The organism is Chryseobacterium sp. VD8 (assembly GCF_037149975.1).
Taxonomy (GTDB): domain Bacteria; phylum Bacteroidota; class Bacteroidia; order Flavobacteriales; family Weeksellaceae; genus Chryseobacterium; species Chryseobacterium indicum.
The window spans coordinates 1-13324 of the sequence record NZ_JBBCQL010000119.1 but is presented as its reverse complement, the minus strand read 5'-3'; the positions used below and the strand labels follow the sequence as shown (position 1 = coordinate 13324).

At 37.0% G+C, this 13324-nt stretch carries 14 protein-coding genes; 4 read left to right on the top strand and 10 right to left on the bottom strand.

All coding sequences use genetic code 11. From position 1 onward, the window contains the following. Together WFK35_RS13510 and WFK35_RS13505 are read right to left on the bottom strand one after the other, a co-directional pair. Positions 1 to 1466: PHP domain-containing protein (locus WFK35_RS13510; protein ID WP_336733019.1), on the bottom strand; the 1466-nt coding region annotated here is incomplete at its 3' end. A gap of 4 nt (positions 1467 to 1470) precedes the next feature. Beyond that, the gene (locus WFK35_RS13505) at positions 1471 to 2559 is read right to left on the bottom strand and encodes a DNA polymerase Y family protein (protein WP_336733020.1); all 1089 of its coding nucleotides are present in this window, start codon (positions 2557 to 2559) and stop codon (positions 1471 to 1473) included. Between WFK35_RS13505 and WFK35_RS13500 the strand changes: the two genes are divergently transcribed. The 4 genes from WFK35_RS13500 (at position 2458) to WFK35_RS13485 (ending at position 7801) form a co-directional block, all read left to right on the top strand. Next, positions 2458 to 3471 carry an XRE family transcriptional regulator gene (locus tag WFK35_RS13500; protein ID WP_336733018.1) on the top strand — a complete coding sequence of 338 codons (1014 nt, stop codon included), beginning with the start codon at positions 2458 to 2460 and terminating at the stop codon, positions 3469 to 3471. The two genes, WFK35_RS13505 and WFK35_RS13500, sit on opposite strands and share 102 nt — an antisense overlap. Before the next feature lie 121 nt (positions 3472 to 3592). Continuing rightward, complete coding sequence (locus WFK35_RS13495; RefSeq protein ID WP_073060393.1) at positions 3593 to 6022, top strand: ATP-binding protein; 2430 nt, start codon at positions 3593 to 3595, stop codon at positions 6020 to 6022. Between the two features lie 77 nt (positions 6023 to 6099). Continuing rightward, positions 6100 to 6483, top strand: coding sequence for a hypothetical protein (locus WFK35_RS13490; RefSeq protein WP_048506342.1), 384 nt, complete (start codon positions 6100 to 6102; stop codon positions 6481 to 6483). Positions 6484 to 6757: 274 nt separating this feature from the next. Next, a complete protein-coding gene (locus WFK35_RS13485) occupies positions 6758 to 7801 on the top strand; it encodes an IS110 family transposase (protein WP_048506343.1) in 1044 nt (347 codons plus the stop codon). 86 nt (positions 7802 to 7887) lie between these two features. Here the strand turns inward: WFK35_RS13485 and arsB are convergent, their stop codons facing one another. From arsB to WFK35_RS13445, 8 genes are all read right to left on the bottom strand, one after another. Then, a complete protein-coding gene (arsB, locus tag WFK35_RS13480; RefSeq protein WP_048506344.1) occupies positions 7888 to 8919 on the bottom strand; it encodes an ACR3 family arsenite efflux transporter in 1032 nt (343 codons plus the stop codon). Between the two features lie 6 nt (positions 8920 to 8925). Further along, positions 8926 to 9417 (bottom strand): GNAT family N-acetyltransferase, encoded by a 492-nt coding sequence (locus tag WFK35_RS13475; RefSeq protein WP_048506345.1) that lies wholly within the window; start codon positions 9415 to 9417, stop codon positions 8926 to 8928. Between the two features lies 1 nt (position 9418). Then, complete coding sequence (locus WFK35_RS13470) at positions 9419 to 10030, bottom strand: arsenate-mycothiol transferase ArsC (protein WP_048506346.1); 612 nt, start codon at positions 10028 to 10030, stop codon at positions 9419 to 9421. A gap of 15 nt (positions 10031 to 10045) precedes the next feature. Next, on the bottom strand, positions 10046 to 10819 hold the full coding sequence (locus WFK35_RS13465; RefSeq protein WP_048506347.1) for a metallophosphoesterase family protein: 774 nt from the start codon (positions 10817 to 10819) through the stop codon (positions 10046 to 10048). Between the two features lies 1 nt (position 10820). Further along, positions 10821 to 11882, bottom strand: a complete 1062-nt coding sequence (locus tag WFK35_RS13460) for an ArsO family NAD(P)H-dependent flavin-containing monooxygenase (protein WP_048506348.1) — start codon at positions 11880 to 11882, stop codon at positions 10821 to 10823. Positions 11883 to 11929: 47 nt separating this feature from the next. Next, positions 11930 to 12403, bottom strand: coding sequence for a DUF6428 family protein (locus WFK35_RS13455; RefSeq protein ID WP_048506349.1), 474 nt, complete (start codon positions 12401 to 12403; stop codon positions 11930 to 11932). Positions 12404 to 12459: 56 nt separating this feature from the next. Further along, entirely contained in the window at positions 12460 to 13026 is a 567-nt protein-coding gene (locus tag WFK35_RS13450; RefSeq protein ID WP_048506350.1) for a hypothetical protein, read from the bottom strand. 4 nt (positions 13027 to 13030) lie between these two features. Next, positions 13031 to 13324: ArsR/SmtB family transcription factor (locus WFK35_RS13445; protein ID WP_336733017.1), on the bottom strand; the 294-nt coding region annotated here is incomplete at its 5' end.

Sequence of the window (13324 nt, the reverse complement as noted above, 5' to 3'; positions counted from 1 at the left end):
ATATGTCCGATTCCTCTCTGTGATAAAATATCAAATTTTTCAAACCCTATTTCCTCGGCAACATACATATCAAACTGCATTGTCGGCAGGTTTTTGGGCGGATAATCCAGCGCAGAATAGCAGGTCAGCGGATTTTCCGATATCAGCACACCGGAGGCATGTATCGTACGTTGATTGGGAAAATCTGCCATTTGATTATAAACTCCCAGGATTGTCCTGGTAACTTCATTTTTGTTGAGCATATTGGAGGGGTCACTGATCAGTCGATCAATTTCAGGTTTGGGAAGTCCATAAACCTTTCCAAGTTCCCTTATGATCGAACGGTCACGAAAAGTTCCCATTGCTCCCATGAGAGCAGTATGTTCGCCCTGATATCTTTTGAAAATATAATCATATATCTCATCCCGATCCCGCCATGAAAAGTCAACGTCAAAGTCGGGTGGACTTTTCCTTTTAGGGTTAAGGAACCGTTCAAAATAAAGGTTCAGTTCGATTGGACAAACATCAGTTATCCCAAGACAGTATGCGATAATACTATTGGCTCCGCTGCCTCTACCGACATAATGAAAGTTCCTGTTTCTTGCATAACGGCATATATCATCGGTTATGAGGAAATAACTGGAAAAATTCAGCTCATGAATGATATCCAGTTCATGCAGAACCCGATCTCTGGCAATTTTGTCATTTGATCCATACCGTCGTTCAAACCCGTCCATAGCGTACTTAAACAATAATTGTTTATCGTCATAACGGTTTCCCGTAAAAGTCTTTTTATTTTTGGAACCCTTGAAGTCAAAATCAAAACGGCATTCTGAAAGTAACTTTTCTGTATTTGCAATCAACTCAGGAACCAGGCCATATATTTGCATTAATTTTTCCTTATGAACAAATATTTCATCTTTCTCCGCCATCTGATCAGCAGGAAGCTGTGATATCAGAATATTGTTATCAATAGCGCGCAACTGTTTATGCAACTGAAAATCATCCTGTTTAAATGATACGGGGGAAAGGATTACATATCGATCCATAAAACGTTTTGGAGCAACGATATAACGGGTAAGCTCCGAAGGCCGTATTCCTATAAATTCATTATCCCGAAGAGCAGCTTCTTGAATACTTCCATAAGGATAAATTATAAAAACATCCCGAAAGCCAGGTGCTATTGGTGGCAATAATGTTTTATCACGATTGTGGGCAGTCATAAATTCGTTGAGTTCCCTGAAACCTTTTTCGTTCTTTGCGATTCCGATATAGAGAAGCTTACAATTATTACGAAATTCCATTCCTGCAAGTCCATTTATACCAGCTTCCCTGCACTGTCTGATAAAATCAATTGTTGCTGAAGAATTATTCATGTCCGTGAGTACAGCTGTGTCAAATCCATACTTGCGGATACCCTCAATCAGATCCTTTACGCTTATTGTACCATATCGTAGACTATAATAACTATGTAAATTGAGCAGCATCGTATTATAAATTTGGAAGTGCGAAGCCCCTGAGCACCGAATCGTGCCCATATCTTATTCTTATCCTGTCCATTGCCTCAGACAGCCTGATATCTTCAAGTGTGTCATTGAAAAGATCTGCCTGATATCCACCTGCTATCAGATTGCTGAATTTTACACCGATCAGGCGTATCAGCATCCTGCGGCTGTATAGTTTTTCAAAAAGCTGCATTACTTTTTCAGAAATAACCCTTTCGGATGATGTAAAGGGCAATTTTGTCTGCATGGTATGGGTATCAAAATTGCTGTATCTAAGCTTTACTGTCACACATGAAGTCAGTCTGCCGTCTCTACGCAGATCAAATGCCAGCTCGTCCACCATTGAAAGCATCGTCCGTCTGAGAATATCCATATCAATTGTGTCCTGTTCAAATGTCGTCTCCTTGCTCATACTTTTCTGCTGGCTGAAAGGAATAACCGCATTGTTGTCAATACCGTTGGCTTTGTTCCAGATGCTGACGCCATTTTCACCCAGTACCTTTCTCATGGTAATGACGTCCATCTGCTGTAAAGTAAGGATCTGTGATATTCCCATATTGCGCAATAACGGATAGGTCTTTTCCCCGATACCCGGTATTTTACGAATAGATAGCGGAGCAAGGAAATTCCGTTCAGTCCCTTCATCAATTTTTCGTTCTCCACAGGGTTTCGCTTCGCCCGTGGCAATCTTACTTACGGTTTTATTTTTTGAAAAACCAAATGAAATGGGGAGTCCAGTTTCTTTAATAATGGTTTTGCGGAGTTCCTGTGTCAATTGCCAGGAACCGAAAAATCTATCCATTCCGGTCATATCAAGATAATGTTCATCAATTGACGCTTTCTCAACAACCGGAATTTTATCTTCGATTATTTCCGTAACAATGTCTGAATATTTACTGTAAAGATCATGGTCGCCCCGCACAAGCACAGCTTCGGGACAGAGCTGTCTGGCAAGGCGCATGGGCATGGCGGAATGGATACCATACTTGCGGGCCTCATAAGAACAGGACGCAACAACGCCACGGTCAGAACTTCCTCCGATCAATACTGGTTTCCCGATAAGATCGCTGTTGATCAGCCTTTCAACCGATACAAAGAATGTATCCAAGTCACAATGTACAATCGTCCGCTCCATTTTATACTAATTTATTTAGCAAAATTGAGAAGAAATTTCCCAAGATGGTTTATATTTGTTGGGAAAAATATTCCCAAAATGACATTACAAACTTTTTTGGCCGACAACATCAGGTATTTACGGATGCAGAAAACGCAGCTTTCACAAGAGAAAATAGCCGAGGCCATAGGTATAACAAGAGATCGCTATTCTAAATATGAGAACGGAAAAGTTTCTCTTCCTCTGGAAGTACTTGTGGCGCTTTCTAAATTTTATCATTTAAGTACCGACTTACTTCTTACCGTTGACCTTAGAAAATATAGGTTAGAAGAAATGGTCAATTTACCTGACAACAGAATCCTACTTCCTATAAAAACCGACGAGATGGGTGAAAATAAAATCGAGATTGTTCCATTCAAAGCTTCAATGGGCTATCTTATGAGCTATGCAGATCCTGACTATATAGAGTCCTTACAAACTATGTCTCTGCCGTTTCTTCGAAATGGAAAATATAGAGCCTTTCCAGTAGAAGGTGATTCTATGCCACCTCATAAAGACGGTGCTTATATAATCGGAAGGTATATAGAATCACTGAATGACATTAAGATCGGGAAGACATATATTTTTTTAACACATGAAGGAATTACCTATAAAAGATTATCGGCAGTACAACCGACCGCATTGGAGGTTATGGCCGACAACTCTTTTTATAAGCCATACAATATTCTTTTGAAAGATCTTTTGGAGGTTTGGGAATTTACGTCGAGTATTGCTGTCGAGGAATCACAACAAAATGAACTTCTGTTGGACAACACTACTATTATCAAAATGTTCAATGAAATCAAATCGGATCTTTCAAAATTAACATCGTAATTGAGCGTTTTATATCTTGGAGATCGGATTATAATTAGGGTGAATATATTGGTGAAAAATTGTAAATTGCTTTAATCCCTCAGAACCAACTTTTGGGATCAATTTATACATATTATTAACAATGAATGAAGCTACGTTAGAAGCAAGAATTGATCGTGTACTGCACACAGTATTTCCAACATTCAAGGAGGTAAAAGTAGAACACCAAACCTCATTTACGCTTAAAATAGGACATCACTATATCCCATTAGATTCCGGATATTCAGCAAAAAATATTGTACGGGGAATTTCCGACATTATATTGAAAATTGATGGGCAAAATGTGATTCTCCTGGAACTGAAACAGGAGAATGTGGCTATTTCTTCTGGAGATATAGCTCAAGGAATTTCCTACGCACGACTTTTAGATCAGATGCCAGCGATAACATTAATTTCTAACGGAAAGATCAATCGTTTTTTTAACACCTATACCAAAGAAGAAATTATTACCGATAGTGTAGATTTTGGGATGATAAATGAGTGCATCAAGGATTCTTTCGCCCTGGCAGCAAATGATTTCAAGGATGCCGTAAATCTCCTGTTGAATAACGATCCAGAATTATTCGCTCATGTTATTAACCAGATAACCCAACAAAAATTTTTACGATTGACGGGAGAAATTGGAGATTTAACCAAGCCTATATGCCCAGATTTTGTGATTGACCGCAGCATTCTAGCAGAGGTGATTGAAGCATTCGACGATAAAACCTCTTTGATAGGCGTACAAGGCCAGGCATTCAGCGGAAAAACAATGTTGCTCTACCAATTCTTCAGTAGGTTGAATTCACAGGAAAATTTTGTCTTCTATCTGGACTGTCATGACCATAACTATTCAATTTATAGACAACTAGCCAATACCTTTACAAAAAACTCCGGTATGCGTGTGAGTGACGAACAGATCAGGGAATGGTTACATTCTTCACTGAGGGTGGGTAGTGAGAATAGGTTCTATTTGTTGCTTGATAACTTCAACGAGAGTATCTCCAATGTTATTATGGACGAAATCATTGAGCTAATTGACATTTTTGATGATGGACACCATCGAATCCTTTATACGGTAGACGAATTCAATTTACAACAGTTAGCCTATGTACCTTTTAAAAATTATAAAACTGTTATAGGCGAGAAAAGTAAAATTATAAAATTAGATGCGCTCGACGACGATGAGTATTTTCAGGCAAATGAAATAATGTTTGATAAATTCAAGTTGGTTATTGAAAATGGAGGACATTATGCAGCTGAATATAGAGAACCACGTATTATTAGACATTTAATTTCTCTGTATAAAAATGATGCCCTTGTCGAAGGGCAATATGATAAGATCCAGCCGATACCTGATGTTTACCTTTTAAAGCTCCTTACAAACAACCAAACTTATTCGCAAGAAATTCACCGTCTGATGTCAATGATGGCAGAATGCTTTATGGAAGAAAATAATTTGCGGAAACAAAACTCAGATCTTAATGTGGCTGCATCGTTAAGTGGTTCTATTACGATTGATATATTTAAACGGAAATATAATGACCATTACGAGGGACTGATAAAATCTTCCATAACGGTGATCAGGCATTTTCGGAACAATGGTTTTAGTATACTATACCCCAAACTTCCTGAACTATTAGCCAATTATTGTATTCCAATAATTTCACGCCTTCTCGCGGAAGATTCTGAGACCAGAGATATTGATCAAAATCTCAATTATTTTAGCGAATTGACTATGGCAGTTCCATATTGCGATATTGTGGGAGCCGCTGTACTGATGGAGATTTCTCAAACAAAACCAAAATTGTTTTCAGATCTTATCAACAGAATGCTAAAAGTAGAGCCAAAAAAGGAAGTGATTTCTGATCAGTCAAGATTACTTTTATTTGATGAAAACGCAGGTCACATCGACATCGATTATGAGAAAAAAAAATATGGAAATGAAGGTTTGTTGATCGCAGATTTTTTTCCTTTTGCGGTACTGTCGCAATTGGCTCCGTTCCCAATGGGCGATGAAAATCATTGTGAAAATTCAGATCTGACCCCTTACAATTTTCATCTGACCTTTATTCATAAAATTGCTTCATCCCCTATATTTATCCACAGGGCAGATCGTAGATCTTTGTTGAATATGAAATCCTATGAAAGCTACGAATGGGAAGGGATCGGACAGATTATAAGCGGTAAGGAAGGCATAATCGAACCCATAGTTCAGGCCATACGGAAATGCTTTCTTTTGATACCAAACGAGATGAAATTATTATACCAATTTGGTTTAAAGGAAAAGAATTTCAATCTACTTTACAGGATCTACTTGGCCCTTCATGGTTTAATCAATATTGGAGACACAGATATAGCAGAAAAAGCCCAGACTTATGTTAGAATTTTTCACAGGTTCTTCGCCGAATTTATGGCTGAGTATTTCGGTAAAAACCTTGGAGATAGTAAACAGCAGGATGAACTTTATAATAGCCTGCTGAAACTGAATATTGATCAGGAACTTGATCGACTATTCCTGAATGATGAATAAAATATAACAAGGAATATCAAATTGAAGCAGCAAAAAAATAATCGTATATTAGATCATAACAATCAAGGACATCTATCATGAAAAGCATTGAATTTCATCAACCAGAATTTCTTTTTTGCGAAAAAAGCATTCAGGATTACGAGAATGACGGTGAGCTTGTGTCCCAGAAGGCGGACTCGTTACTGGACGGGTACTATATTGAAGATGAAAGAACCTGGGTCTATCACCTAAAAAGCGAATCACTGATCGAGTTCCTGTATATGAATGGACGGGAGCCCCAAAATTTTACATCAAGACATAAGGACTTTGTATATAAGACTGAAAATTACACGGGATTTTTTGTTATAAGTAACGCGAAGAATCTTGGACAGGACGAGGACATGGTACTTGATAGAGCCTGGGAATTTTTAAAGGCTAAATTCAATTGGGAAGATACCTACTTTGAACTCGAAATAGAATAATGGAAGAAATTAAAAGCTACATATTTTAATCAGCCGACGTTCTTTTGCTTCTCCTATGTTTGTATAATTATAATCTAAGTGAAGAAGAGTGAGAGTAGATTTTGCTTTAAATAGCCATACGGTATATTCGGGAAAAGAAACTACCTCCTCTTCTTTACCTTTTAGAATCTGAACAGAATGTAAGGAATGCACTCATTATCAAGAGTCGTATAGCCAGTATATCCACTCAGGAGAAAAGATGACGAAAGGTTTTCACTTATCTAAAACAAATAAGATGAAGGTATTATTAAAACAAACGGTAGGCATTGATGTGGCACAAAACGAATTGGTGGTATCACTTGGCCGAATGGATGAGCATCTCAGTATAGAAGTTTATGCTTATAAAGTATTTGCAAATACCAAAAAAGGTTATTCAGCTCTTGTATCGTGGGTCAATAAGCAGACATCGACCTCAACAGAGATACGGTATGTAATGGAAGCGACAGGTGTTTACCATGAATCCCTGGCATACTATCTATACAATGTTAAAAAACAAGTCAGTATCGTTTTACCGAATAAGATCAGCAATTATTCGAGAACACTAGACATAAAAACGATAACGGACAAGAGTGCATCACAAGCCATTGCGAGATTTGGTTTGGAAAGACAATTGGAAGTTTGGGAACCTCCTTTAAAAATATACAATGATTTGAAGCAACTTTGTCGAGAGCGTGAACAGTTGATACAGGAGCGTACAATGTTAAAAAATCAACTGCATGCTGACCATACTTCTGAAACTTCAAATGCCAGTTCAGTGAAGAGAACAAAAAAGAGAATATCCATAATAGATCTGCAGGAAAAAGAAATACGTGAAGAAATAGCTGTACTTATCAAAGGAGATCACGTTTTAGCGGATAAGATGACAATAGTATCTTCTATTCCGGGAATAGGAAGCCTAACAGCTGTAACAATTATAGCCGAAACAAATGGCTTTGAGTTGATAAAAAATAAACGACAGTTAGTCAGCTATGCAGGATTGGATGTAAAAGAAAAGACGTCTGGAACTTCAGTGAAATCGAAACCCCGAATCTCCAAGCGGGGTAATCGCTATTTAAGGAAGGTAATGCATTTTCCTGCTCTAGCTGCAATCAGAACCGACGGAAGGTTCAGAGAGATTTTTTTAAGATTAGTTTCAAAGCATGGAATTAAAATGAAAGCTGTTGTGGCCATTCAAAGAAAACTATTAGAGTTGACTTTTATTTTATGGAAAAATAATTCATATTATGATCCGCAATTTGTAGATTATTCCATAAAATTAAAAAGAGGGAGGTCGATTTAAAACTTATCAGTTCCAAATCGACCTCCCTATAATTTATTTAAAAGGTTTTAGATTATACTACTACCCCTGAATTTTATTGCATTATCTTAAGAATAGTATTTTTTCTTCAGCCACAGACTTGCTCTGACCAGTAGTATGAGTACAGGAACTTCCACTAAAGGTCCAATGACACCAACAAAAGCTTGTGGAGAATTAATACCAAATACAGCAATCGCAACCGCTATGGCCAGCTCAAAATTATTCCCTGTCGCTGTAAAGGCAATAGATGCATTTTTGTCGTAAGGTACTTTTAAGGATTTGTTTACAAAGAAACTAACGAAGAACATTAGGATAAAATAGATTATCAATGGTATGGCAACTTTGATTACGTCCATTGGAAGCTCTACGATTTTTTCACCTTTCAAGCTGAACATTAAAACAATCGTGAATAACAAAGCATACAATGTAATCGGGGAAATTCTTGGAACAAATTTTCTATTATACCATTCGATCCCTTTTGACTTTACTAGAATGTATCTGCTTAAGAATCCGGCTAGAAAAGGAATACCAAGATAAATAAGTACACTTTCTGTAACATCTTTCATGGATACGCTGACATTGAAATTAGCAAGACCTAATTTACCAGGCAGAACATTGATAAATAACCAGACAAAAAAACTGTAGGTAAATACCTGAAAGATACTGTTTAAAGCTACCAGAAGAGCAGCATATTCTCTATTTCCTTTTGCTAAATCATTCCATACGATGACCATAGCGATACATCTTGCTAATCCGATAAGGATTAATCCTATCATATAGTCTGGCTCATTTCTCAAAAATAAAATGGCTAGAACAAACATTAAAATTGGTCCTATAACCCAATTTAGCAATAGTGAAATACTAATTACCTTTTTATCCTTAAAGGCAGTCGGTAAAAGGGAATAGTCCACTTTAGCTAGTGGAGGGTACATCATTAAGATCAATCCAATTGCTAATGGGATATTGGTTGTACCCATGGATAAGGAATCTGTTACCTTTGAAATACCAGGGAATAAGAAACCTAAGCCCACGCCGATGGCCATAGCAAGAAATATCCATAAGGTTAGGTATCTATCAAGAAATTTTAATTTTGGTTGCATACTATTTTAATTTAATCCTATTGTTTTACTTCTTCTTTCCATGATTACTGTGTCACGCCAGGTATCTCCAAGCTTTCCGATTTTTTCACGGTGACCTATTATTCTAAATCCCGTACTCTTATGAAGAGCTATTGGAGCTTCATTTTCTGGAAACATTCCACTTTGTAATGTCCAAATTCCATGGATCTCACTTTCCGTTATCAATTTTGTCATCAGGGCTTTTCCTATTCCTTTTCCTTTGTGGTCATTGGAAATGTAAATGCTCACTTCAGCCACTCCGCCATATACACAGCGATCACTAACCGCAGATAACGCTGCCCATCCCACTATGATATTGTCAATGACAGCAGCAAAACGGCTATGCTCTAATTTACTTTTGTCCCAATCTTCCCAATTGGGAACTGAGGTTTCAAAAGTCGCATTTCCAGTTTCAAGGCCCTGTCTATAGATTTCAGCAATTTCCCTAAACTGTTCTTTACCAAATGAAATTATATCCATATTATTTCTTTAATTGTGAAAAGACATAAAGCATTTCTGATGCTATCTGTAAACTTCTTTCTGCGTAGACCTGAGTTTGTTCCGGGGTATTGTCAGAAGCTTTGGGATCATCGTATTTTATTGGAAATCTATCCTCTGCTCCAAACACAATCGGACAGCCTTCATCCGCATTATTACAGGTCATAATTGCTCCGAATTCATTTTTTGGATTAAAGTCATTGTTATATTCTTTGGAGAAACAGATTACAGCAGCTTCATTTTGTGCGTACTTTACTGCATAGACAGGGTTTTCGTTCTCGCTAAGTTTTTGGATCTGAAAACCTTGGTTACTTAACGTTTCTGCTACTTTCGGAAACATCGCTGTTGCCTCAGTGCCACCTGAATAGCAATATACGTTCTTAACGTCAAAATGATAAGCCATAGTCTGCGCCCAGATCTGCGATAAATGACTTCTTCTACTGTTATGGGTACAGATGAAATTTAAACGGATCGTCTGGTCAGTTTCTATTTTCCTCTGCACATAATCAACTAAAGGTTGCAAAACTATTTTTCGTTCTTCTGATATCGTACCAGCTGAGAGTGCTTCGATATTTTTTACAAGTGTTTGGTTCATTTCTAAATTCTAAAATTAATAGCCTCTTCTTAAATTTTCTGCATATTCATTAGGTAGTGGGCTGTTTTCAACTGCTTGTGCCGCTTTTTCAATATCATAATCAAATCGAATAAATTCAACTTTGATACTGTCTTTATTAAGCACAGAACTATTGTCATTGATCGTTAACATAACATAGCCTCCCCGCACATCATTATCTTTTGGTTTTCCAACAGAACCGATATTAACTGCATGGCGATAATGCGGAAGATCCTCAGTACCTGAATTTAAAATGCGATGATATGGCTTATGGGTATGTCCAAAACACATAATATCCGCATCCGCTTGCTCCATGATCCTGAGCATGCTTTTTTCCTCCCGGTCTTCAAACAGATATTCATTGATTTTTCTTGGGCTGCCATGTACTAATAGAAGATTTAATTTGTCTTCATTAAGCTGGAACTCAACTTTGATGTGTGCAGGAAGTGTTCGCAGATAGGAGCGTTCATCGTCCATCATAATGGAGTTTGTAAAAGAAATGGAAATGTTACCATTGTCTTTTTCACCGTCAGTTTTATAGGCACAACCACATTCGTTGCTCATACGCCCAATGCCAAAATCATAATTTCCGGCAATGGTTGGTATTTTCCTCTTCCGGATCTCATTGACCACCTCGTTGGGCCAAATATTGTAACCTACAAGATCTCCTAAACAGTAAATACTATCCGGATCACGGAATTCGACATCTTTAAAGAAAGCTTCCAGTGCCGGTAAATTTGCGTGAATATCACTGAATAATGCAATTTTCATTTTAGTTTTGTTGGTTTAAAAATTCTTCGATTTCAGCAATGGTCTGTTTTGCTATTCTGTTTACCCCTATTAATGTTGCAGAGGCGTAACCAGTCCAGTTGCCATATCCTACAAGCCATAGTCCGGTCACTTCTAAGGACTTGCTTTCTGTAGTTTTTGCAATGCCCTTTTCATCCGTTTCTATAAGTGATTTAAGATAAGAGGTATTGTAACCGAAACCTGTGCACCAAATAATAGCATCAAATTCCTCTTTTTCACCATTATACCAGATTACCCCTTTATCGTATAGCTGATGGAATGTACCACTTGATACAAATACGCCTCTTTGTTTAGCCTCCTTAACGGTTGGAACCATTACGATATTACCTAAATTGTATTGCGATGAATCAAACGGTTTTCCTTCTTTTTCCGCCTTGTATCGGGCAGAGGCAACAGTGAATAAATAATAACCATCTACATCATCAGGTAAAAATTCAGGCTCCTTTTTGGTTGACCATTTTACAGTGGTAACTTTTGAAAGCTCTGCAACAATCTGTGCGCCTGAATTACCTTCGCCTACTACTAATGTTTTCAGTCCGATAAATTTTTCAGGGTTCTTATATTTTCCCGAATGTATCTGTAAACCTTTATAATCTTCTATTCCATCAATCGTTGGAATAAATGGATTCTCCCAAGTTCCGGTTGCTGAAATAACTGTTTTGGTTTTAAAAATCCCTTGAAGAGTATGAACGTAAAATAAACCTTCATTTTTTTTAATTTCAGTAACTTCAGTACTCCTTTGAACATTCAGTTGATAATGGTCTTCATACTTGCCCAAGTAATCAATTACTTCTTGTCTTAGCGGAAACTGATGTTCAGATTTAGGCATTAGCCAACCCGGTAATGAACTGTATTCTCTGGGAGAAAAAAGAGTCAGACTATCCCAGGTATGGAGCCATGCACCACCTGGAACAGCCTGTTTATCCAGTATAATATATTTCAGTTTTGCTCGTCTCAGATAATATCCACAAGCTAAGGCACTCTGTCCCCCTCCAATAACAATAACATCAAAAATTTCTTCCATCGGATTTTAATACTGTTTAGAAGTTATATATTACATTCTTCGGATAGTTAGCAACAACCACCTCCGGGTGTACATGTATTGCTCTGATTTACCGTTAACTCAGAAAGGTTTTTCTTTTGCTTTTCTGATGGAATACCACAAGCGTCCTGGGCAAGGCATGCTGTTGTTTTGCTTTTCAACACAAATGTTTTTCCGTTAAACTCCAGATCATATTTACCGATGGTATCACTTTGATATTCAACTTCGATCTCCGAATCTTCGATTCCTAATTTCTCCTCAGAAAGTCTGATAATGTTTAACAACTTACCTGGTTTTAAACGATGTTCATAATCATCCGCATTCCAAAGCTGAAAGTTTACAGCTTTTTCGTCACGGATTACACCACCACAGTCAATGAACTTTTTATTGATCTGACCAACTTCTGTAACATGGAAATGTTCAGGTACAAATGTTCCATTTTCTAACTGAAATTCAACATTTTCTAATGTTGGAAGAATTTCTTTGATTTCTGATAATTTCATTGTTTTAATATTTTATAGTTATAATGCAATATTGCGATATTTGTTGACAAATTTTTTTAACAGCATTTGAGCTGTATCTTTTTAAAGTAATAATTGAATTTCGGACTATAAACCATAATATGCAAAAGGCTTATGATAATTGCACCCGGTAAAAGATTCAATGCTATGATCTTGAAAGTTTGATAGTTTTCTATCTGCTGAAAATTTTCAGTTAAACTGATGCCATCAGCATTTATATTTATTTTAATCACTAAAAAAACAGCGATAGCCGCGAAGTGGAAACCATTTACCAAAAGGTGAACAATATATTCCCATCTTGGCAACCCTCCCATAAATGCTCTACTATCTTTTTCAACATAGGCATCGACCAACAAGGTGATAATATCAACTGCAATCAAAATGCAGCCTAATAAAAACAAATTGTTGTTTTCAATATTGATGAATAGAGAGATTAAAATACCCGTAAATAATAAGGCTCTTATTGTATGTGTAAGATGTTCAAAACGACTTTCTTCATGTTGATAGAGGCGATATTTATATAGGTGTAAGAATACACCATCAAATACTGCCAGTAGTGAATAGCTGATCAATAATATCGATGATATAATGAAAGCAATTTCCATTTTCTTAACAACATTTTTGGTTAGTTACCGTAAAGATTATTTTTGAAAAATACTCTTTCAATATGTCAAAAGTATTTTCGTCAATACAATAACAAACTGAATTACCTTCAATGCTTCCTTTTATCAATCCTGCGTTTTTCAGTTCTTTTAAATGTTGTGATACAGTTGGCTGTGCTAACGGTAATTCATTCACAATGTCTCCAGTTATACAAGTATTGACCTTCAACAAATACTCGATAATAGCAATTCTAGCAGGATGTCCCAAGGCTTTAGCAATAACCGCTATCTGGTTCTGGCT

Bases quoted from the DNA above. Each gene is read 5' to 3' on its own strand.
- WFK35_RS13500 (WP_336733018.1), top strand. From the start codon at position 2,458: ATGGATACCATACTTGCGGGCCTCATAAGAACAGGACGCAACAACGCC.
- WFK35_RS13495 (WP_073060393.1), top strand. From the start codon at position 3,593: ATGAATGAAGCTACGTTAGAAGCAAGAATTGATCGTGTACTGCACACA.
- WFK35_RS13490 (WP_048506342.1), top strand. From the start codon at position 6,100: ATGAAAAGCATTGAATTTCATCAACCAGAATTTCTTTTTTGCGAAAAA.
- WFK35_RS13485 (WP_048506343.1), top strand. From the start codon at position 6,758: ATGAAGGTATTATTAAAACAAACGGTAGGCATTGATGTGGCACAAAAC.
- arsB (WP_048506344.1), bottom strand. From the start codon at position 8,919: ATGCAACCAAAATTAAAATTTCTTGATAGATACCTAACCTTATGGATA.
- WFK35_RS13475 (WP_048506345.1), bottom strand. From the start codon at position 9,417: ATGGATATAATTTCATTTGGTAAAGAACAGTTTAGGGAAATTGCTGAA.
- WFK35_RS13470 (WP_048506346.1), bottom strand. From the start codon at position 10,030: ATGAACCAAACACTTGTAAAAAATATCGAAGCACTCTCAGCTGGTACG.
- WFK35_RS13465 (WP_048506347.1), bottom strand. From the start codon at position 10,819: ATGAAAATTGCATTATTCAGTGATATTCACGCAAATTTACCGGCACTG.
- WFK35_RS13460 (WP_048506348.1), bottom strand. From the start codon at position 11,882: ATGGAAGAAATTTTTGATGTTATTGTTATTGGAGGGGGACAGAGTGCC.
- WFK35_RS13455 (WP_048506349.1), bottom strand. From the start codon at position 12,403: ATGAAATTATCAGAAATCAAAGAAATTCTTCCAACATTAGAAAATGTT.
- WFK35_RS13450 (WP_048506350.1), bottom strand. From the start codon at position 13,026: ATGGAAATTGCTTTCATTATATCATCGATATTATTGATCAGCTATTCA.